Origin of the sequence: Arthrobacter sp. FB24, from assembly GCF_000196235.1 — a bacterium.
In the GTDB taxonomy this organism is placed as follows: domain Bacteria; phylum Actinomycetota; class Actinomycetes; order Actinomycetales; family Micrococcaceae; genus Arthrobacter.
This window is the reverse complement of record NC_008541.1, coordinates 4,330,185-4,349,974: the sequence shown is the minus strand read 5'-3', so window position 1 is coordinate 4,349,974 and position 19,790 is coordinate 4,330,185. Positions and strand designations below refer to the sequence as shown.

Below are 19,790 nucleotides of genomic sequence, written 5' to 3'. Positions count from 1 at the left end.
CATGACGTCTTCCGACACCGTCCGCCCGGCAGCGGTCACGGCACGCGGCTGGGGCTGGCGGCATGCCGGCCGGTCCCGGCCCGCCGTCCACGGCCTGGACCTGGACATTCGGCCGGGCGAACGCGTGCTGCTGCTGGGTCCCTCCGGCGCGGGCAAATCCACGCTGCTGCATGCCCTCGCCGGGGTGCTCGGTGACAGCGACTCCGGAGCCCACCACGACGGAACGCCGGATGCCGACGACTCCGACGAGACCGGCACCCTGCTGATCGACGGCGCCCCGCCGCGTGCCCGGCGCGGGCGAGCCGGCCTGATGCAGCAGGACCCCGAGACGCAGGTGGTCCTTTCCCGCGTGGGGGACGACGTCGCCTTCGGCGCCGAGAACCTCGCCGTCCCGCGCCCGGACATCTGGACGCGTGTCGGAGAGGCGCTCGAGGACGTCGGGCTGGCCCACCTGCCGCTGGACCACCCGACGTCGGCCCTGTCCGGCGGGCAGAAGCAGCGCCTCGCGCTGGCCGGCATCCTCGCCATGCGCCCAGGACTGCTGCTCCTCGACGAGCCCACCGCCAACCTGGACCCCGCGGGCGTCCTGGAAGTCCGTGACGCCGTGGGCCGGTGCCTGGACAAGACCGGGGCAACGCTGGTGGTGGTGGAACACCGCGTGGGCGTATGGAAAGACCTTGTGGACCGGATCGTGGTGCTGCAGCCGGGATCCGCCACGGACACCGCGGTGCTCCTGGACGGCCCCCCGGACCAGGTCCTGGCAGAGGCGCGGGACATGCTCGTTGCCGCCGGCGTCTGGGTGCCCGGGTACGTGCCCGCCACCCGGGCGCGGACCGGTGCCACCGGAGCACCCGGCACCGGAGCGCAGGGCGGCCCGGGAGAGCCGGGCGCCGGGAACCTCCTGCTGGCCTCCGAGAACCTTGCCGTGTCCCGCGAACGTCCCCGCCGGCGGCGGTTCAAGGCTGTCCAGCCGGTACCGGTGCAGTCCGGCATCACGGCGCAGGTCCGTGCCGGCCAGGCACTGACCATCACGGGGCCGAACGGTTCCGGAAAGTCCACGTTTGCCCTGACCCTCGCCGGCCTGCTCCAGCCGGTGGCGGGCACGGTTTCCGCCACGGTTGACCTCAGCGAAGGTGCCGGCATTGACCCGTACAAGTGGAAGGCGGAGCAGCTGATCTCCCGGATCGGAACCGTGTTCCAGGAGCCGGAGCACCAGTTCGTCACCGGCCGGGTGCTGGATGAGCTGATGTTCGGCCCGCGGCACCTGGGCCACGGAGAGGACCGAGTGGACGAACTCCTGGAGCGTCTCCGGCTGACCAAGCTGGTGGACGCCAACCCCTACACGCTCTCCGGCGGAGAGAAGCGCCGGCTGTCCGTCGCCACCGTGTTGGCCGCCCATCCCCGCGTGCTGATCCTCGACGAGCCCACCTTCGGGCAGGATGCCAATACCTGGGCGGAACTGGCGTCCTTCCTCTCCGAACTCCTCGACGCCGGCACCGCCGTGGTGTCGGTGACCCACGACCAGGAGTTCAGCGACGTCCTCGGCGGCACCGAGCTGAATCTTGGCACGCCTGAGCCCGGCCGTCCCGGCCTGCGCAACCCGGAGGTGGCTGCACCGTGAGGGAAGCGCTGACCCTGCAGGCGAACCACGCCCTGCTCACCCGGGCCAATCCGCTGGCCAAGTTCGCCGTCGTGATGCTGATGACCGTAGTGCTGGCGCTGTCCATCGACTGGGTGTCCGCCTCCGTTGCGCTGGCCTTCGAGCTGCTGCTCTTTCCGCTGGCCGGACTGACCGTCGCGCTGCTTTGGCAGCGTGGCTGGCCACTGATCGTGGCGGCTGCACTGGGCGGCTGGAGCACTTCGATCCTGGCGCCGGACGCCGGAAGGATACTGCTCGACGTCGGGATCTGGTCCATCAGTGAAGGCTCGCTGGAGCTGGGGCTGGGATTCCTGCTGCGGGGGGTGGCAATCGCCCTCCCCGCGGTGCTGTTGATGAGCTGCACGGACCCGACCGACCTGGCAGACGCCCTCGCCCAGAAGGCGAAGCTGCCGCACCGTTTCGTGCTGGGTACGCTGGCCGCCATGCGGCTCGTGGGGCTGATGGCCGAGGAATGGCAGACGATCGGCATGGCCCGTCGCGCCCGCGGTGTGGGCTCGCACGGCAGCCCGGCACAGCGCCTCCGGGCGACGCTGGGGCAGAGCTTCGGACTCCTGGTCCAGGCCGTGCGCCGGGCGTCGCGGCTTGCCGTCACTATGGAGGCGCGGGGGTTCGGCGGCGCGCAGCGGACCTGGGCGCGTGAGTCCACGTACAGCCCGCTGGACGTCTGGGTGGTTCTCGGCGGCGTGCTGATTGCGGCGGTGGCCGTGTCCGCGGCAGTCGGGGCAGGGACCTGGAATATGGTGTTTCTGGAGCAGCAATAGCGGCCGGCTGACACCCTGCATATCGCACGACATGGATATTGTGTGAGTTCAAGTGCACTTTTCCGCGTTTCGCGTTCCCGAATAGCTCATGCGTGATATTTTTCTTGTATGACTCAAGAGACTGCTGAACATGTAGGCCTGCTGCTCCGCGATGCCCGCGGGGAGAAGGGCTGGACCCAGGGACAGCTGGCCGCCGAGCTAGGCACCAGCCAGAGCGCCATCGCCCGGATGGAACAGGGCAAGCAGAACCTCAGTCTCAAAATGATCCAGCGGCTCGAGGCCATTGTGGGCCGCAGCATCGTCAAAGTGGGCCGGCCGCAGATGACACACCTCCGGGTGGAGGGCGGCCGCACTCTGTCCGGTTCGGTGGACGTCAACAGCAGCAAGAACGCAGGAGTTGCCCTTCTCTGTGCCAGCCTCATCAACCGCGGCACCACCACGCTGCGCCGGCTGGCCCGGATCGAGGAAGTGAACCGGATCGTGGAGGTGCTCACCAGCATCGGCGTCGAATGCACCTGGCTCAATGCCAACGATCTGCAGATCCGCCGCCCCGCCGTGCTGGACCTGGATTCCATGGACGTGGAGGCTGCCCGCCGCACCCGCAGCGTGATCATGCTGCTGGGGCCGCTCCTGGACGAGTCCGCGGAGTACCGTCTCCCGTACGCGGGCGGCTGCGACCTCGGCACCCGCACCGTGGAGCCGCACATGCAGGCCCTGCGCCAGTTCGGCCTGTCCGTGGAAGCCACCTCCGGCTTCTATTCGGTGCAGGCACCGCCGGCCGACGGCGACAACCGCACCTTTGTGCTGAGCGAACGCGGTGACACGGTCACCGAGAATGCCATCATGGCGGCCGCCCACCGCCGCGGCACCACCGTGATCCGCAACGCCAGCCCGAATTACATGGTCCAGGATCTCTGCTTCTACCTGCAGGGCCTCGGCGTGAAGATCGACGGCGTGGGGACCACCACCCTGAAGATCACCGGGCTGCCGTCCATCGACGTCGACATTGAATACTTCCCGTCCGAGGACCCGATCGAAGCGATGAGCCTCATCACCGCCGGCATCGTGACCAATTCCGAGGTCACCATTCGCCGGGTCCCCATTGAGTTCATGGAAATAGAACTCGCCACCCTGGAGCAGATGGGCCAGGAACTGGAGATCTCCGGCGAGTACTTTGCCCGTAACGGCCGCACCCGGCTGGTGGATGTCACCACCAAACCCTCCGCATTGCATGCCCCGACGGACAAGATCCACCCCATGCCGTTCCCCGGCCTGAACATCGACAACCTGCCGTTCTTCGCCGTCATTGCCGCCAACGCCGAAGGCCAGACCATGATCCACGACTGGGTCTACGAGAACCGTGCCATCTACCTCACCGAGCTGAACAAGCTCGGGGCCCGCGTCCAGCTGCTGGATCCGCACCGGATCTACGTCAACGGACCCACCAGGTGGCGTGCCGCCGAGGTGGGCTGCCCGCCCGCCCTCCGCCCGGCCGCATGCATCCTGCTGGCCATGCTGGCCGCCCGCGGGGTTTCGGAGCTGCGCAACATCTACGTGATCGAGCGCGGGTACGAGGACCTGGCCGAGCGGCTCAACACCATCGGCGCGAAGATCGAATACTTCCAGGACTGACCCGTCCGGCGCCGAAAGAAGGCGCCGTTGCGGCGCCTGTCGTACAGGGCGGTCACGGGGGCACAATGTATGCATGCGAACTTTCGGGGTTGAGGAAGAGCTGCTGATTGTGGACCCCGTGACCGGGGAGCCGCTGGCACTGGCGGACGCCCTGCTGACAGGGCGGAAGCTTGCTGCGGACGATGCTCCGGACAAACCCCGGATCCTGGACCCCCACGATCCAACCCGTGACGACGGCGACACCGGGCTCACTGCCGAACTGAAACTTGAACAGATCGAGACGCAGACCCGTCCGTGTCTGAACTATGAGGAGCTGCTCCTCCAGATCCGCCAGGGCCGGGCCCTGGCAGATACCGCCGCGGAGAAACACAATGCGCGGGTGGCCGCGCTGGCAACATCGCCGATTGCCTCCACGACGCACACCACACCGAACCCCCGCTATGCCACCATGCAGGAACGCTTTGGCCTCACCGTCCATGAGCAGCTGACCTGCGGTTTCCATGTCCACACCTTCGTCGAATCCCCGGAAGAAGGCGTGGCTGTCATCGACCGGCTCAGGGACAAGCTGGCGGTGCTCACGGCGCTCAGCGCAAATTCGCCGTACTGGAACGGCGTGGAGACCGGCTTCGAGAGTTACCGCACGCAGGCCTGGAACCGCTGGCCGACGTCGGGCCCGTCCCAGATCTTCGGGACGCACTCCATGTACCGCCGCGTGGTCACCCGGCTGCTGGACAGCGGCGTGCTGCTGGACGAGGGCATGATCTATTTTGATGCGAGGCTCTCCCGGAACCACCCCACCGTGGAAGTCCGGGTGGCGGACGTTTGCCTGCAGGCCGAGGACGCCGCCCTGATCGCCGTGCTGGTGCGGGCGCTGGTGGAATCGGCCAGCAGGGAATGGCGGGCCGGTGTAGACCCCGCGCCCGTGCCGACGGTGCTCCTGCGGATGGCCGCGTGGCAGGCAAGCAACTGCGGACTCCGGGGAGACCTTCTGGATTTCGGCACGTTCCGCCCCGCTCCCGCCGAGGAAGTCGTGGAGGCGCTGGTGGACTACGTCGCGCCCGTCCTGGCGGAACAGGACGAGCTGGAACTGGCCTGGGAAGGCGTGCGGAGGATCCTGGACCGGGGGACCGGTTCGGAACAGCAGCGGCTTGCCATGCAGGAATGCCTTGCCGGGAACCCGGAGGCCGCCGCCGGGCTGGCCGCCGTGGTTGCCCACGCGGTGGACGTGAGCATGCGCCGGACCGAAGCCGTCACCGCGCGCGAGAAGGCGCCGGTGCTGCTGCGCGTTCGCCAGTCCTGAACAGGTTCCTACTACCCCGGAGCGCGCTATGGAAACCGAATACGCAACAGTCGCCGGCCACGATGTCACCACCATCACCTGCGTCTGCGGAAACACCGTCAGCGACGAAGGGCTGATCCAGGCCAACTCCGAAGGCATGCCCGTCCACCTTGGCGAGGGCACTCCTGTCCCGGCCGGACTGGCCGAGTGGCCCGGGGATGAGGACCTCTACACGCTGTGCCCGGCATGCGGCCGCGTCTACCATGACACCGTCATCGAAGAGACCGGCACCGCGCCAGTCGCCTTCACTGTGGACGTTGCGGCCGCCCCGATAGCTGAAGCGATCCGCCTGCACTGGGAGCTGGACACCTGACTTTCGGCGCGGCAGGTCTTCGTAGCTTGGCGCTGATCAGGGGCGGGATGGTCAGATCTGTTTGAGCGCCTGCTCCAGGTCGCGGATGAGGTCGTCAACATCCTCGAGTCCTACCGACAGGCGGACCACGCCGTCGCTCAACCCGATGGCGGCCCGGCCATCCGGCCCCATGGCACGGTGCGTGGTGGTGGCCGGGTGGGTGATGAGCGTCTTGGCATCGCCGAGGTTGTTGGAGATGTCGATGATCCGCAGCGCGTCCAGCAGGGCAAAGGCTGCTTCCTTCGCCGTGCGGCCCGCCGACGGCAGAAGCTCCAGCGTGAGCACGGTACCGCCGGCCTTCATCTGCCTGGCCGCCAGCTCAAACTGCGGGTGGGACTTCAGCAGCGGGTACTTGACCCAGCTGACCGCCGGCTGGCCTTCCAGCCACTCGGCCAGGCGAAGCGCGGAGGCCGAGGAATGGTTGACGCGCAGCGCCATGGTTTCCAGGCCCTTCGTCAGCACCCAGGCGTTGAAGGCTGAAAGCGCCGGCCCGGTGTGGCGCATCAGCTGCTTGACCGGGCCTTCGATGAACTCCTTGGTGCCCAGGATGGCGCCGCCAAGGACCCGCCCCTGGCCGTCAATGTGCTTGGTGCCGGAGTACACCACCACATCCGCGCCGAGCTCCCCGCAGCGCTGCAGCAGGGGGGTGGCAAAGACATTGTCGACGACGACGGTCGCCCCGGCAGCGTGGGCCAGTTCGCTGACCGCGGCGATGTCCACGATCTCCTGCATCGGGTTCGACGGCGACTCGAAGAAGACCGCCGTCGTCGGTTCCGCCAAAGCGGTCCGCCACTGTTCCAGGTCCGGGCCGTCCACGAACACCGTTTCGACGCCCCACCGGGGCAGGATCTCGTTCAAAATGACAAAGCAGGAGCCGAACAGCGACCGGGCGGCAACCACCCGGTCACCGGCAGCCAGCAGGGCACCCAGTGCCGTAAAGACGGCGGACATGCCGGACGCCGTCGCAAAGCACGCTTCGGTGCCCTCGAGCAGCCGGAGGCGTTCCTGGAAGGTGGCCACGGAGGGGTTGCCGTACCGGGAGTACACAAACCGTTCGTCCTCGCCGGTGAATGCCCGCTCGGCAGCTGCCGCGGATTCGTAGACGAACCCCGAGTTGAGGAAGATCGGCTCGGCGGTCTCCTGGAAATTGGTGCGGTCAAGTCCGCCGCGGACAGCCTGGGTGTCAGGGCTCCAGCCAGCGGCGTCGGGATTGAAGGTCACTTAGTTCTTTCCGAGATTGGTGGGCAGGCCGCGGTTCTTCCAGCCGTTGACGGTGCGTTCGCCGTAACGGTCCGGTTCGCCTTCGAAGCCTTCGAGGACGTTGTAGGCGGTGAACCCGGCCCGGGTGGCGGCAATGGCCGCGGCAACGGACCGGACACCGGAACGGCAGAGGAACACCAGTTCGACGCCGGAGTCCTCGGGGGCCTGCTGCTTCAGCTGGTCGACAAAATCCGGGTTGGGGATGCCGCCGGGGAAGGTCCACTGGATAAAGAGGGGATCGTTATCCGTGGCTTTGGTGTCCGGGATGCCGATGTGCGCCCACTCGCCCTCAGTGCGGACATCCACCAGGACGGCGCCCTGCTCCAGTTTGGCCCAGGCGTCCTGCGGGCTCAGGTCTCCGGCGTAGCTCATGCGTGGCCCTCGAAGCCTTCGCCCGGGAAGTCGGCGTCGAACTCAAGTTCGTCCACTGCGGTTGCCACCGCCGCGTCGGAGCTGGCGACTGCCTCGGGCAGGATCACGGCCTGGGCAACGATCACGCTGGTGCCGTTGAAGGTTGCCGCCGGGCCTCCGTGCAGGACATAGCCGTCGGCCAGTGCTGCGGAGATGCGCTCGCAGAACGAGCGGTCGTCGGGGCCGGTGATGAGCCGGTAGGCCAGCCTTTCCTGCGGCAGTGCCAGGGCCGGTTGTTCCTGGCCGGCGGCGTCTGGTTCGGCTGCCGGGGCCAGCTGTGCGGGTGCGTCGGACACGACGGATCTCCTTCTCTCACGCTTGCAATTCGAATATCGATATGCCGAGTATTCACCTGAGGCACCCCGCCGTGGAAGGAGGGTTGCCGACCGGCCAGTCAGGGCTTGGCGCCGGTTCTCATTACTCCCCAAAAACGTAACACTTACGACGGCGGCCCGCACCGCCGTCGTCGTCATCTTCCGTAACGGGAACGCCCGCACCGCGGCCCCGCATCCGCCCCGGCGGTACCCCCGGCTGCAGTTACAAAAGACCCTGCCGGGGGGATAATGACGGGAGATGAACCGCTGTAACGCCGGATGAAATCAGGCAGCCGTGAATGAATCGAATCGGAATACAGGCAGTCCCATGCTGCACTTCGGTTGGTTTGTGGGTCACGGGTTCGGCGTCCAGGGGTGGGGTACGCCCGGGTATGGCATCGGGTACGACTGGAAAAAACCCGCCCTGTACCAGCACGCCGTGCGGGAATTCGAGCGGGCAGGGCTGGACCTTTTCATCATCGAGGACTCGCTCACCGTACCGGACACGTACGGCGGAAGCGCCAAGGTGTCGCTGGCGCAGGCGTCCTTTGCGCCGAAGCACGATCCGCTGGCACTGGTGCCCTACCTGCTCTCCGCCACGGAACACCTGGGCATTGTTCCCACGGTGAGTGCGTCCTTCTACCCGCCGTTCACCGCTGCCCGGCTCCTGGCCACGCTGCAGCATTTCTCCAGCGGCCAGCTGGGCTGGAACGTGGTGACCTCCGGCAGCGATCTTGCTGCGCAGAACTACGGGCTGGACCAGCAGATCGAGCATGACCTCCGCTATGAGAAGGCGGAGGAATTCGTGGACGTGGTGCGCAAGCTCTGGCGCAGCTGGGAGCCGGACGCCATTGTCGAGGATCCGGACGCCGGCATCTTTGCCGACCATACGAAGGTCCATCCGATCAACCACGACGGCCAATTCTTCAAGGTCCGGGGCCCGCTCAACACCGCGCCGCTGCCTGAGGAACCGGTGCTGGTGCAGGCCGGGGCGTCCCCGCGGGGCAAGGCTTTCGCGGGCGGCAACGCGGACGTCGCAATTGCCCTCGCCAGGGGCGCGGACGGCATGAGGGCCTACCGTGATTCGATCCGGGCCGAGGCGGCCGCGGCGGGGCGGGACCCCGACGACGTCAAGGTGCTGTTTGTCCTCAAACCCACCGTGGTGGGCTCCCGGGCCGAAGCGGACGAGCTCCGGGAGCAGCGCCGCCAGCTCACGCAGCGCGACATCGACAGCCAGCTGAACTCCATCTCCTACCTCTCCGTGATCGACTTCCAGCAGTTCGACCTCGACGCCCCGCTCCCCGAGCTCACCACGAACAGCAACCAGGGCACCCTGGATCATTTCGCCAAGGCGGGTCCTCCCGGGTCCACGCTGCGCCAGCTCCTGCAGGCCCGCAGCGGCGGCGCCGGGGACAGCATCATCGGCACGGCCGAGGAAATTGCCGACTACCTCGAAGAAACCGGCGTGCAGGTGGGCGGGGACGGCTTCCTGTTCTCGGGTTTCGTTGATCCGGCCACCGTTCATGGTGTGCTGGACCGGCTGGCCCCGGTGCTGCGACGCCGCGGGCTGCTCCGGACAAGCTATGGCGACGGCGGCTTCCGCCGGAACCTGCTGGACTTCTAGTGCCATGGGCGGCGGCAGCGGAGAGTTCCTGATCGGCACGGCGCACCTGCGCGCCAGGGACGTCGCCGAAGCCGCGGCTGATCCCGCCGTTAAGTTCGTCCTGAGCGTGGACGCCCTGGAGCTGATCGGGCTCTCGCGTGAGGTGGTGCAGCAGGCCATCGACTCCGGCCACCGCGTCTACGGACTCAATACGCTGCTGGGATCCGGGCGGGACACCGCCGTGGAGAAGAAGTCGATCCTCGCCTACCAGGTGCAGGTGGTGAGGTACCACAACAGCGGGGTGGGCGTGTTTCTCGGCGCCGATGAGGTCCGGGCCGTGATCCTGGCGAGGCTTGTGGGCTTCAGCCGCGGCGGCTCCGGCGTCCGGCCGGAAACAGCCCGCTTCTACGTTGAAATGCTCAACCGCGGGGTGGTCCCCGCCATCCCGCGCGAAGGGTCCGTAGGCTCCGCAGACCTGACCCACCTCGCCGCAGTGGCCGCCGTCGCGATCGGGGAGGGCCAGGCGGTGGCAGTGGACGGCCAGCTGCTGCCCGGCGGCCAGGCCCTGGCGGACGCCGGGCTGGCTCCGCTGGAACTCGCGCCCGGCGAAGCCCTGGCCCTGGTCAGCTCCAACTCCTATTCCATCGGCGTCGGCGCGCTGGTGCTGCGCCGCATCCTGCGGCTCGCCGACCTGGCGGACACCGCGCTCGCGTTGTCGCTTGAGGCGACGGCAAGGCACGACGGCGGCGGCAACCTCAGCCCGTTTTCGCCGGCTGTGCAGGCGGCCAAGGCAGTGCACGGGCAGTCGGTCACGGCGGCCCATGTGCTACGGCTCCTCGAGGGCGGGTGGCTGGAGGACCCGGAGCGGGAGGTGTCCGTGCAGGACGCGCTTTCCTTCCGCGCGGCACCCCAGACCCACGGCGCCATCCGGTGGCAGGTCACGGCGCTGGAAGACGCTCTGGAAGTGGAACTGAACGGCCGGGGCGACAACCCGCTGACCGACATCGGCTCCGGTCGGATGGTCTCCGGCGGTAACTTCCAGCCCATGCAGCTGGCCCTGGCATTCGAGGCGCTGCGCCTGGGGCTGGCCCACCTCGGGATCAGCAGCGAACGCCGGATCGCCAAGCTCTACCCGCCGCAGCGTCGGATCCGCCAGCGGCACCTCGAGGCCGCCACGAACGGAGCACCGCTGGAGCCGGAAGAGCTGCCCGGACTGCTCTGGTATTCGGCCGCAGGCCTGCTGTCCGAGCTCAAGTTCCTCGCGGCGCCGGCAACACTTGGTGCGCCCACGCTGTCCGCCGATGTCGAAGACCACTCCACACTGGCGCCGCTGGCGCTCCAGCAGCTGGAGCGTTCCGTCGATGCTGCCGGGAAGCTGCTCGCCATCGAGGCGCTGACAGCGGCGTACCTGCTGGGGGCGGCGGAAGCGCGCGCGGTGCGGCCGCTGGGAAACGGGACGGCCGCCGTCGTCGACCGTCTTTCCGGACTGCTGGCCCGGCACCTGCCGGCCGCGGCGCTCGTGGACGAGGCGCGCGTTGAACTGGACGCGTTCCTCGGCAACGGCTTCAACAGTGCCCTGAACGGCGGCCGGGATTCCCATGCCGTCGGCGGCACGGAAAGGCAGCGATGAGCACCATGACAGGCAGGCACGCGGTCCGGGAGGCTGATGTTGCGGCGGATGCCGCCGCCGTCCTGGCACAGGTGGGAAACACCCCGCTGGTGCCGCTTGACGTCCTGGGCAAGGGGCTGGGCAGCACGGTTTACGTCAAGCTCGAATCCGACAATCCCGGCGGCTCCATCAAGGACCGGACGGCCCTGAGCATGATCCGCGCGGCTGAGCGCAGCGGTGAGCTCCGGCCGGGGGCAACCATCGTGGAGAGCACGTCCGGGAACACCGGGATCGGGCTGGCGCTGATTGGTGCCCTCACCGGACACCCCGTGGTGGTGGTCACCGGGGACACCATCTCGTCCGAGAAGCTTGCCGCGCTGCACCGTTACGGTGCCAGGGTGGTGGTGACGGACTGGACCGCGCCGTCGGAGTCGCCGGAGAACGCACGGGCGGTCGCGGCCCGGATCACGGCAGAGAACCCGGGCGCCTGGCGGCCTCAGCAGTTCGACAATCCGGCCAATCCGCTGGCCCATTACGAAGGGACAGCGCCGGAAATCTGGCAGCAGACGTCCGGGAGAGTGACGCATTTCGTGGCCGGGATCGGCACCGGCGGCACCATCAGCGGCAATGGCCGGTACCTGAAGGAAAAGACCGGCGGCCATGTGGAGGTGATCGCCGCGGATCCTGTTGGTTCCGTGTACAGCGGGGGCCACCCCGGCGAGATCCTGGTGGACGGCGTGGGCAACTCCTGGCCGGAAGCCGAGTGGCCCAAGATCTTCGACCGCGGCATTGTGGACCGCTTCCTGCGCATTCCCAACAACGAGGTGTACACCACGGAGCACCGGCTGCTGAATGAAGAGGGGCTGTCCCTGGGACCCTCGTCCGGGCTCGCGGTGGCTGCGGCGCTCAGGGTCGCTCGTGCCGCGCCGCGCGGATCCGTGGTGGTGGCGATAGCTCCCGACGCCGGCAGCAACTACCTGAGCAAGGCCTTCAATCCTGTGTGGCTGGCCGACAAGCACATCCACCTGGCCGCTGAATTCGTGGAGGAGTAACTCGCCTGCTTAGCATTACGACTCGGATACAGCTAGAGACAGACGGACCGGTCGCGTTGTACTCTTTTGAAACGTTCGCGGTTCCCGCATCCTCGAATAAGAATGCGGTGCAATCATGGACGGGTCCCGGGCTCAGCCGGGACCAGCACTTATAAAGGAATAGCCAATGTCAATGGATGAGACTTCTTTTCCAGCATTGACCGATGGAGAATCCACTGCTTTCCGGGGACCGCAGTCGGTGCCGCCTTCGGACGTGAGTGATCCGACGATCCGTGGACAGGCGCGGGACATCATCGAGTCTGTACTGGGTGACGCCACTCCGCAGAGCGAGTGGGCTCGTGAACAGTTGCGAAGCCGGATGGAATCGTACCCGGGTAATCCCGAACGCGCCCTCCTTGAGCACCTCATGGCCACCCGGAGCATCACGGACGAGCAGCCGGAAGAAACCGAGGCCACCCTTCCCAGCCCCGACTTGCCGACTCCCGATGAGGACTACGGCAACACGGTGCTGTTCACCCGCCGGAGCAGGCGCCGCATCGAGGCGATCCTCGGCGACAGGATGCTCCTCACCGCGTTCCAGCCCATCCACGAGCTTCGCAGCCGGAACGTCGTTGGTGTTGAGGCGCTGACGCGTTTCGTCAGTGACGACGGCGCGAGTGCGGACCACTGGTTCAATGAGGCTGCTGCCGTAGGCCTCGGACCCGACCTTGAATTCGCTGCCCTGCAGGCGGCACTCGTTGCCGCCGAACAACTGCCGGCCCACGTCTACGTGGCTCTGAACCTGTCACCGGTCACCTGCCTGGACCCCCGGCTCCGGGCGTTCGTGGAGCAATCCCAACTGGCCGTGGACCGGATCGTCATCGAGTTGACGGAGCGGCTTGCCGAGCATGAATACGATCCCGTCGTGGCAGCGCTGGCACCCCTCCGCTTGCGCGGACTGCGGGTAGCTGTCGACGGCGCCGGAGCGGGTTTCGGCTCGATGAGCCAGGTCACGCACCTCAGTCCGGACATCATCAAGCTCGACCGCAGCCTCATCGCGGGAATCGACCATGCCGCGGGCCAGAAGACCCTGGGCGCGGCCATGGTGGAGTTCGCCCGGCAAATCGGCGCGGACCTGGTTGCCGAAGGAATCGAAACCCAGGCCGAGCTCACCTCGGTGATGGACCTTGGGATGGCCTACGGGCAGGGATACCTCCTGGGCCGTCCCTCGGTCCAGCCCCTCGACTGGGCCGCCTGGCGAACCTCCTCCGATCACGAAGCCTCCATTTCGGGGTCCGCCGGCCCGGCCAACTAGACGCTCTCTCACTTCCTGCCGCCCGAATCGGGACGCTCTCTCAGTTGTGGCCGCCTGGATCGGGACGCTCTCTGACATGAAAATTAGGTGAGTGCGGTGGGGTGCGTGGGGTGAGCGGTGTTATCCGGTCTGTTGCAGGGGTTCGAGAATGACTTGATAGCCGAGGGATTCTAGTTGTCTGACGGCCCGGGCCATGGTTTTAACGGGTGTCTGCCGGGTGAAGTAGTCGGCGCCGGGGTCGTTGTAGAGTTCGCCGGTGGTGAGCATGTGCCACGCTGCGGTGAGGATGGAGTGTTCGACGGCGACGAGGGCTTTGGCGGGTCCGCGCCGGGAGGCAATGCGCCGGTATCTGGCACCGAGGTAGGTGTTCTTCGATTTCGCGCAGGACAGAGCAGCGATGCCCAGGGCACCTTTGAGGTACCGGTTGCCGGGCCGTGTTTTGGTGGATTTGACCCGTCCGGCGGATTCGTTGGATCCCGGGGAAGTACCGGCCCAGGATGCCAGCTGCCCTGCGGTGGCGAATGCGCTCATGTCGGCGCCGGTTTCGGCGATGAAGATTTCCGCGATGGTGGTGCTGAACCCCGGGATGCTCACGAGGAGCTCCCGGGCGAAACGAAAGGGCTCCATCGCCGCCTCGATCCTGGCGCTGAGGTCGTTGATATCGGCGGTGTGGGCATCAATCCGGTGCAGATAGAGTCCGGTCATGTAGCGGTGGTGTTCGGTGAACCGGCCGTTGAGGGCTTGGGTGAGTTCAGGGATTTTGGACCGCAGCCGGCGTTGGGCCATCTCTGCCAGGGCCGCGGGGTCGGTCTGCCCGTCGATGAGTGCTTGGAGGATCAGTCGTCCGGAGACCCCGGTGATGTTCGAAGCTACCGAGGATAGTTTGATGCAGGCGTCCTCGAGGAGTTTCTCCAGGCGCTGGATTTCCCGGGTCCGTTCCTGAGTGATGATGGTCCGGGCCCGGGTCAGGTCCCGCAGTTCACGGATCGGAGGCGGGGGCACGAAGGAGGCCCGGACCAGCCCGTGGGCGCCCAGGTCGGCAAGCCAGGCAGCGTCGGAAACGTCGGTTTTGCGGCCCGGGACGTTCCTGGCGTCATGGGCATTGACCAGGATGATGTTCAGTCCGTCGTCTTCAAGCAGGTAGTAGAAGGGGCGCCAGTAATCACCGGTGGCCTCCATGACCACCAGATCCACGTGCTCGTCCAGGAGGTGTTCCTTTAGCCCCAGGATCTGCCCCGTCATCGAACCCCAGGTCGTGATGGTGGATGTGGTGGACCGGCCGCCGCGGCCCTGGATGCGGACACAGACCTTCGCGTCCTTCTTTGAAATATCGACACCCGCGCAGCGCGGGTGAATGACCTCCATGAGAGCTCACCCTTCCTCGAACAGTCCAACAGATGGCGTCTGTGTCCCGGGGAAGGCGGATAAACAACAAATCTGACATTCGTGCTCAACGGCAACATTCCACGGTCCCGCGGACAAAAGCTGCGCCCTCCACCACCAAACTCACTTACAGGCTCACCGGCACTAAAGAGAGACCGGGGTCGACCGGAACACACTCTTCAGTCTGCTCCGGCAGCCCCGACACCGCAAAGGTTCCCCACAGCAGTACATTTTCGGCCCCCACGGCGGAGCGAAAGCGCCCCTGAGAAACTCACTTGTGGCAGCCCCGTTGGGCGAGGGGTGGGTATAGTGCGCGCTATGGATGACAAGGCAACTCTGCACCGTTACCTGCGCACGCGGCGCGTGGACCTCCTCGCCAAACTCGACGGGCTGGATGAGTACGACGCCCGGAGACCCCTAACGCCGACCGGCACCAACCTCCTGGGCCTGGTGAAGCACGTGGCCAGCGTGCAGCTCGGATATTTCGGCGAGGTCTTCGGGCGCCCGAGTCCGCGGAACTTGCCTTGGGATGCTGAGGACGCAGAATCCGACGCCGACATGTGGGCTGGTCCGGAGGAAACCCGCGAGCAGATCGTTGAACTCCATCGGTTCTCCGCCGAGCACAGCGACGCCACCATTGACGCACTGCCGCTGGACGCCCCCGGCGAAGTGCCTTGGTGGCCGGAGGAACGCAGGCACGTGACCCTCCACCAGATCCTGGTGCACATGTGCGTGGAAACGGCCCAGCATCTGGGCCACGCGGACATCCTCCGCGAGCTCATCGACGGATCAGCGGGCCAGCGGCCGGGCGACCCCAACCTGACGACCCGCACCCCCGAGGAGTGGGCTGCGCACCGCTCCCGGATCCACGCGGCTGCCCGCGCGGCCGCGGACCAAGTGAGTTTCTCAGGGGCGCTTTCGCTCCGCCGTGGGGGCCGAAAATGTACTGCTGTGGGGAACCTTTGCGGTGTCGGGGCTGCCGGAGCAGACTGAAGAGTGTGTTCCGGTCGACCCCGGTCTCTCTTTAGTGCCGGTGAGCCTGTAAGTGAGTTTGGTGGTGGAGGGCGCAGCTTTTGTCCGCGGGACCGTGGAATGTTGCCGTTGAGCACGAATGTCAGATTTGTTGTTTATCCGCCTTCCCCGGGACACAGACGCCATCTGTTGGACTGTTCGAGGAAGGGTGAGCTCTCATGGAGGTCATTCACCCGCGCTGCGCGGGTGTCGATATTTCAAAGAAGGACGCGAAGGTCTGTGTCCGCATCCAGGGCCGCGGCGGCCGGTCCACCACATCCACCATCACGACCTGGGGTTCGATGACGGGGCAGATCCTGGGGCTAAAGGAACACCTCCTGGACGAGCACGTGGATCTGGTGGTCATGGAGGCCACCGGTGATTACTGGCGCCCCTTCTACTACCTGCTTGAAGACGACGGACTGAACATCATCCTGGTCAATGCCCATGACGCCAGGAACGTCCCGGGCCGCAAAACCGACGTTTCCGACGCTGCCTGGCTTGCCGACCTGGGCGCCCACGGGCTGGTCCGGGCCTCCTTCGTGCCCCCGCCTCCGATCCGTGAACTGCGGGACCTGACCCGGGCCCGGACCATCATCACTCAGGAACGGACCCGGGAAATCCAGCGCCTGGAGAAACTCCTCGAGGACGCCTGCATCAAACTATCCTCGGTAGCTTCGAACATCACCGGGGTCTCCGGACGACTGATCCTCCAAGCACTCATCGACGGGCAGACCGACCCCGCGGCCCTGGCAGAGATGGCCCAACGCCGGCTGCGGTCCAAAATCCCTGAACTCACCCAAGCCCTCAACGGCCGGTTCACCGAACACCACCGCTACATGACCGGACTCTATCTGCACCGGATTGATGCCCACACCGCCGATATCAACGACCTCAGCGCCAGGATCGAGGCGGCGATGGAGCCCTTTCGTTTCGCCCGGGAGCTCCTCGTGAGCATCCCGGGGTTCAGCACCACCATCGCGGAAATCTTCATCGCCGAAACCGGCGCCGACATGAGCGCATTCGCCACCGCAGGGCAGCTGGCATCCTGGGCCGGTACTTCCCCGGGATCCAACGAATCCGCCGGACGGGTCAAATCCACCAAAACACGGCCCGGCAACCGGTACCTCAAAGGTGCCCTGGGCATCGCTGCTCTGTCCTGCGCGAAATCGAAGAACACCTACCTCGGTGCCAGATACCGGCGCATTGCCTCCCGGCGCGGACCCGCCAAAGCCCTCGTCGCCGTCGAACACTCCATCCTCACCGCAGCGTGGCACATGCTCACCACCGGCGAACTCTACAACGACCCCGGCGCCGACTACTTCACCCGGCAGACACCCGTTAAAACCATGGCCCGGGCCGTCAGACAACTAGAATCCCTCGGCTATCAAGTCATTCTCGAACCCCTGCAACAGACCGGATAACACCGCTCACCCCACGCACCCCACCGCACTCACCTAATTTTCATGTCAGAGAGCGTCAGGATTTACCCGACATCAAGTGAGAGAGCGTCCGGGGAAAGGGGGGCAGGATGTGAGAGAGCGTCCGGGAGAGGGGGTGGAAGGAGGGGCTATTCGATCGTGGCGAACAGCTGGTTGAGCTCGTCGGTCAGCTGCTTCCGGAGGGCGGGCGTGCCGATTTCCTTGCCGTCGATATGGTTCACGGGAGCCAGCAGCCGGATGCTGGAAATCAGCCACACGGCGTCGGCGTCGAAAAGGTCCCTCGGCTCCAGCGGGCCGTAGCCGAGTTCCCAGCCCGCAGCTTTGGCGGCAGCAAAGAGCGCGCCCTGAGACGTTCCCGGGAGGATGCCGCTGTCCAGCTGCGGCGTGATGAGGCGGCGCACCGTGCGGGTGCCGCCGTCGTCGACTGTGTCAAGGTGCGCCAGCAGGACGGTGGACGTGGGGCCTTCGAGGACCCGTCCGTCGGACGAGGTGAAGATGACGTCGTCCGCCCCCTGGTTGTGGGCGTACCGCAGGGCCGCCATGTTCACCGCGTAGGAGAGCGTCTTGGCGCCCAGCAGCAGCCACGGCGCCCGTTCACCCACTTCACTGTCGTAGCCGCGGTCCAGGAGGATGACGTCTATCCCCGTCTCGCGCTGGCGCCGGCCGGCGGCGGGGACGGGGGAAGCCTGGACCCAGCAGGTGGGGCGTGCTCCGCCCTCGGCGCCGCGGGTGCAGATCAGCTTCACCACCGTCTCGTCTTCCTCCGGTGTGCCGGCGGGATGCTGGGAACGGTATTCGGCCACCGCCGTCGCTATGGCCCGGCGCCAGGTGTCCTCGCCCGGGATGTCCAGCTCCAGCGCGCGGGCCGAACCCTGCAGCCGCCGCAGGTGGGCGTCCAGCTTCCGCGGGTTTCCGCCCACGGCCAGCATGGACTCAAACACGCCGTCGCCGCGCGTGGCACCTTGGTCCGTGGCCATCAGCTGCGGCTGCGAAGCATCGGCAATCCGGCCGTCGTCGAACCGGGGATCAAGGAATACGAGAACGGTGGCCGGGGCAGCAGGAGTCATGCCTCCAGCTTATCCTCGGTCCCGGACGCCGGCCGCGGGATAGGCTGTGCTGGATGCCTCTCCGGAACCGGTCCGGCGGGCGAGTAACCGTGGGAGTCTGTCTGTGTTGTGGCCGTTTCCGCTGGTGGGCACCGCGCCTTACTGGCTCGTGCTCGCGCTGAGCATTGTTGACCTGGTGATCCGGGTGCTGGCGTTGGGAATCATTCCGGGGAACCGCCGTCCCACCACGGCCATGGCCTGGCTGCTGGGAATCTTCTTTGTGCCCGCCCTCGGCCTGATCCTGTTCCTGCTTTTTGGAAACTTCAAACTCTCCCGGAAGCGCCGTGCACAGCAGGATGCCGTGAACAAGCGGGTCCGCGCCGGCACCTCCCAGCTGGCCGCCGTCGAAAGCGAATACGACGGCCCGGAATGGGTAGCGTCGGCGGCAGAACTGAACAAGACCCTTGGTTCGCTGCCCATGGTGGACGGCAACAGCGTGGAGCTACTGCCCGGTTACCCCGACTCGATCAAAGCCATGGCCGCCGCCGTGCGCGGGGCGAAGAACTTCGTCAACGCCGAGTTCTACATCATGAGCACGGACCACATCACCGATGACCTGTTCACCGCACTGGAAGAGGCCGCGGAGCGCGGCGTCCAGGTCCGAGTGCTGTTCGACCACCTCGGCACCCTGCGCATCAAGGGCTACCGCAAGCTCATCGCGCGCCTGAAGGCCAGCCAGATCCAGTGGCGGCCCATGTTGCCACTGAACCCCGTCCACGGCCAGTGGCGCCGTCCGGACCTGCGCAACCACCGCAAGATCATGGTGATCGACGGCGAAATCGCCTTCACGGGCTCGCAGAACCTGATCGAACCGTCCTACAACAATCCCCGGCACCGCAAGGTGGGGCGCGAGTGGGTGGAGCTCATGGCATGCATGCGCGGGCCGATCGTCACCACGCTCAACGTGGTATTTGCCACCGACTGGCTCAGTGAGACGGACGAGTCCCTGGAGGACCAGCTGGCCTACCAGCCCGAGACGGCAGCGGGCGCCGTGACCGCCCAGGCCGTGCCCAGCGGCCCCGGCTTCATCACCGAGAACAACCTGCGCCTCTTCAACACCCTCATCTACTCCGCGCAGCACAAGATCTCCATCTGCAGCCCATACTTCGTCCCCGATGATTCGCTGCTCTACGCGGTGACGACGGCGGCGCAACGCGGCGTCGACGTCGAACTTTTCGTCTCGGAAAAGGGGGACCAGTTCCTGGTCCACCACGCGCAGCAGTCCTACTACGAGGCGCTGCTGGAAGCGGGCGTGCGGATCTACCTGTACAAGGCGCCGTTCGTGCTGCATGCGAAGCATTTCACCATCGACGACGAAGTAGCGGTGCTGGGGTCCAGCAACATGGACATGAGGTCCTTCTCGCTGAACCTGGAGGTTTCGGTGATGCTCCTTGGCGCCGACATCGTGGCCAAGATGCGCGCCGTGGAGGACACCTACCGGGGCATCTCCCGTGAACTGACGCTCGAGGACTGGATGGAACGGCCCATGGCGGTCAAGTACGTGGACAACGTCGCCCGGCTCACGGCCACGCTGCAGTAGGGCCGCCCGGCGTCAGGGCCC

17 protein-coding genes and 1 riboswitch are annotated in these 19,790 nt (G+C 66.6%); of the genes, 12 read left to right on the top strand and 5 right to left on the bottom strand.

Annotation, left to right across the window (positions count from 1 at the left end; all coding sequences use genetic code 11):
• Position 1 precedes the first annotated feature (1 nt).
• The 5 genes from ARTH_RS19575 (at position 2) to ARTH_RS19555 (ending at position 5,705) form a co-directional block, all read left to right on the top strand.
• Complete coding sequence (locus tag ARTH_RS19575) at positions 2-1,621, top strand: ABC transporter ATP-binding protein (protein ID WP_011693688.1); 1,620 nt, start codon at positions 2-4, stop codon at positions 1,619-1,621.
• A complete protein-coding gene (locus ARTH_RS19570) occupies positions 1,618-2,421 on the top strand; it encodes an energy-coupling factor transporter transmembrane component T family protein (RefSeq protein ID WP_011693687.1) in 804 nt (267 codons plus the stop codon). The genes ARTH_RS19575 and ARTH_RS19570 overlap by 4 nt, the downstream gene beginning before the upstream one ends.
• A 108-nt stretch (positions 2,422-2,529) precedes the next feature.
• A complete protein-coding gene (locus ARTH_RS19565; RefSeq protein WP_011693686.1) occupies positions 2,530-4,053 on the top strand; it encodes a UDP-N-acetylglucosamine 1-carboxyvinyltransferase in 1,524 nt (507 codons plus the stop codon).
• Positions 4,054-4,126: 73 nt separating this feature from the next.
• Positions 4,127-5,353: a glutamate--cysteine ligase 2 gene (locus tag ARTH_RS19560; protein WP_011693685.1), complete on the top strand. Its 1,227-nt coding sequence runs from the start codon at positions 4,127-4,129 to the stop codon at positions 5,351-5,353.
• Between the two features lie 28 nt (positions 5,354-5,381).
• Positions 5,382-5,705 carry a hypothetical protein gene (locus ARTH_RS19555; protein ID WP_011693684.1) on the top strand — a complete coding sequence of 108 codons (324 nt, stop codon included), beginning with the start codon at positions 5,382-5,384 and terminating at the stop codon, positions 5,703-5,705.
• Between the two features lie 51 nt (positions 5,706-5,756).
• Here the strand turns inward: ARTH_RS19555 and ARTH_RS19550 are convergent, their stop codons facing one another.
• Genes ARTH_RS19550 through ARTH_RS19540 form a run of 3 tightly spaced genes read right to left on the bottom strand, consistent with a single transcriptional unit; the run spans position 5,757 to position 7,642 of the window.
• Positions 5,757-6,965 carry an O-succinylhomoserine sulfhydrylase gene (locus ARTH_RS19550; RefSeq protein ID WP_011693683.1) on the bottom strand — a complete coding sequence of 403 codons (1,209 nt, stop codon included), beginning with the start codon at positions 6,963-6,965 and terminating at the stop codon, positions 5,757-5,759.
• A complete protein-coding gene (locus ARTH_RS19545) occupies positions 6,966-7,376 on the bottom strand; it encodes a rhodanese-like domain-containing protein (protein ID WP_011693682.1) in 411 nt (136 codons plus the stop codon). It abuts the gene before it with no gap.
• The gene (locus ARTH_RS19540) at positions 7,373-7,642 is read right to left on the bottom strand and encodes a DUF1737 domain-containing protein (protein WP_156810859.1); all 270 of its coding nucleotides are present in this window, start codon (positions 7,640-7,642) and stop codon (positions 7,373-7,375) included. Before ARTH_RS19540 ends, ARTH_RS19545 begins: the two co-directional genes overlap by 4 nt.
• Before the next feature lie 82 nt (positions 7,643-7,724).
• A riboswitch (SAM riboswitch) is annotated at positions 7,725-7,837 on the bottom strand.
• Positions 7,838-8,057: 220 nt separating this feature from the next.
• Here ARTH_RS19540 and ARTH_RS19535 point away from each other — a divergent pair.
• The 4 genes from ARTH_RS19535 (at position 8,058) to ARTH_RS19520 (ending at position 13,287) form a co-directional block, all read left to right on the top strand.
• On the top strand, positions 8,058-9,353 hold the full coding sequence (locus ARTH_RS19535; RefSeq protein ID WP_011693680.1) for an NtaA/DmoA family FMN-dependent monooxygenase: 1,296 nt from the start codon (positions 8,058-8,060) through the stop codon (positions 9,351-9,353).
• A 4-nt stretch (positions 9,354-9,357) separates the two neighbouring features.
• Positions 9,358-10,962, top strand: a complete 1,605-nt coding sequence (locus tag ARTH_RS19530; RefSeq protein WP_011693679.1) for an aromatic amino acid ammonia-lyase — start codon at positions 9,358-9,360, stop codon at positions 10,960-10,962.
• Entirely contained in the window at positions 10,959-11,993 is a 1,035-nt protein-coding gene (locus ARTH_RS19525) for a PLP-dependent cysteine synthase family protein (protein WP_011693678.1), read from the top strand. Before ARTH_RS19530 ends, ARTH_RS19525 begins: the two co-directional genes overlap by 4 nt.
• A gap of 253 nt (positions 11,994-12,246) precedes the next feature.
• Complete coding sequence (locus ARTH_RS19520; RefSeq protein WP_232223557.1) at positions 12,247-13,287, top strand: EAL domain-containing protein; 1,041 nt, start codon at positions 12,247-12,249, stop codon at positions 13,285-13,287.
• Positions 13,288-13,407: 120 nt separating this feature from the next.
• Here the strand turns inward: ARTH_RS19520 and ARTH_RS19515 are convergent, their stop codons facing one another.
• The gene (locus ARTH_RS19515) at positions 13,408-14,652 is read right to left on the bottom strand and encodes an IS110-like element ISArsp3 family transposase (RefSeq protein WP_011689782.1); all 1,245 of its coding nucleotides are present in this window, start codon (positions 14,650-14,652) and stop codon (positions 13,408-13,410) included.
• Positions 14,653-14,988: 336 nt separating this feature from the next.
• On the opposite strand from ARTH_RS19515, the gene ARTH_RS19510 reads away from it, so the two are divergent.
• Together ARTH_RS19510 and ARTH_RS19505 are read left to right on the top strand one after the other, a co-directional pair.
• Positions 14,989-15,663: a DinB family protein gene (locus ARTH_RS19510; RefSeq protein ID WP_011693676.1), complete on the top strand. Its 675-nt coding sequence runs from the start codon at positions 14,989-14,991 to the stop codon at positions 15,661-15,663.
• Between the two features lie 197 nt (positions 15,664-15,860).
• Entirely contained in the window at positions 15,861-17,105 is a 1,245-nt protein-coding gene (locus ARTH_RS19505; RefSeq protein WP_011689782.1) for an IS110-like element ISArsp3 family transposase, read from the top strand.
• 146 nt (positions 17,106-17,251) lie between these two features.
• Here the strand turns inward: ARTH_RS19505 and ARTH_RS19500 are convergent, their stop codons facing one another.
• On the bottom strand, positions 17,252-18,190 hold the full coding sequence (locus ARTH_RS19500; RefSeq protein WP_011693675.1) for an aminodeoxychorismate lyase: 939 nt from the start codon (positions 18,188-18,190) through the stop codon (positions 17,252-17,254).
• A gap of 103 nt (positions 18,191-18,293) precedes the next feature.
• Between ARTH_RS19500 and cls the strand changes: the two genes are divergently transcribed.
• Positions 18,294-19,769 (top strand): cardiolipin synthase, encoded by a 1,476-nt coding sequence (gene cls, locus ARTH_RS19495; protein WP_011693674.1) that lies wholly within the window; start codon positions 18,294-18,296, stop codon positions 19,767-19,769.
• The last annotated feature ends 21 nt before the right edge of the window (positions 19,770-19,790 follow it).

Bases quoted from the DNA above. Each gene is read 5' to 3' on its own strand.
- ARTH_RS19575 (WP_011693688.1), top strand. From the start codon at position 2: ATGACGTCTTCCGACACCGTCCGCCCGGCAGCGGTCACGGCACGCGGC.
- ARTH_RS19565 (WP_011693686.1), top strand. From the start codon at position 2,530: ATGACTCAAGAGACTGCTGAACATGTAGGCCTGCTGCTCCGCGATGCC.
- ARTH_RS19560 (WP_011693685.1), top strand. From the start codon at position 4,127: ATGCGAACTTTCGGGGTTGAGGAAGAGCTGCTGATTGTGGACCCCGTG.
- ARTH_RS19555 (WP_011693684.1), top strand. From the start codon at position 5,382: ATGGAAACCGAATACGCAACAGTCGCCGGCCACGATGTCACCACCATC.
- ARTH_RS19545 (WP_011693682.1), bottom strand. From the start codon at position 7,376: ATGAGCTACGCCGGAGACCTGAGCCCGCAGGACGCCTGGGCCAAACTG.
- ARTH_RS19535 (WP_011693680.1), top strand. From the start codon at position 8,058: ATGCTGCACTTCGGTTGGTTTGTGGGTCACGGGTTCGGCGTCCAGGGG.
- ARTH_RS19530 (WP_011693679.1), top strand. From the start codon at position 9,358: ATGGGCGGCGGCAGCGGAGAGTTCCTGATCGGCACGGCGCACCTGCGC.
- ARTH_RS19525 (WP_011693678.1), top strand. From the start codon at position 10,959: ATGAGCACCATGACAGGCAGGCACGCGGTCCGGGAGGCTGATGTTGCG.
- ARTH_RS19515 (WP_011689782.1), bottom strand. From the start codon at position 14,652: ATGGAGGTCATTCACCCGCGCTGCGCGGGTGTCGATATTTCAAAGAAG.
- ARTH_RS19510 (WP_011693676.1), top strand. From the start codon at position 14,989: ATGGATGACAAGGCAACTCTGCACCGTTACCTGCGCACGCGGCGCGTG.
- ARTH_RS19505 (WP_011689782.1), top strand. From the start codon at position 15,861: ATGGAGGTCATTCACCCGCGCTGCGCGGGTGTCGATATTTCAAAGAAG.
- ARTH_RS19500 (WP_011693675.1), bottom strand. From the start codon at position 18,190: ATGACTCCTGCTGCCCCGGCCACCGTTCTCGTATTCCTTGATCCCCGG.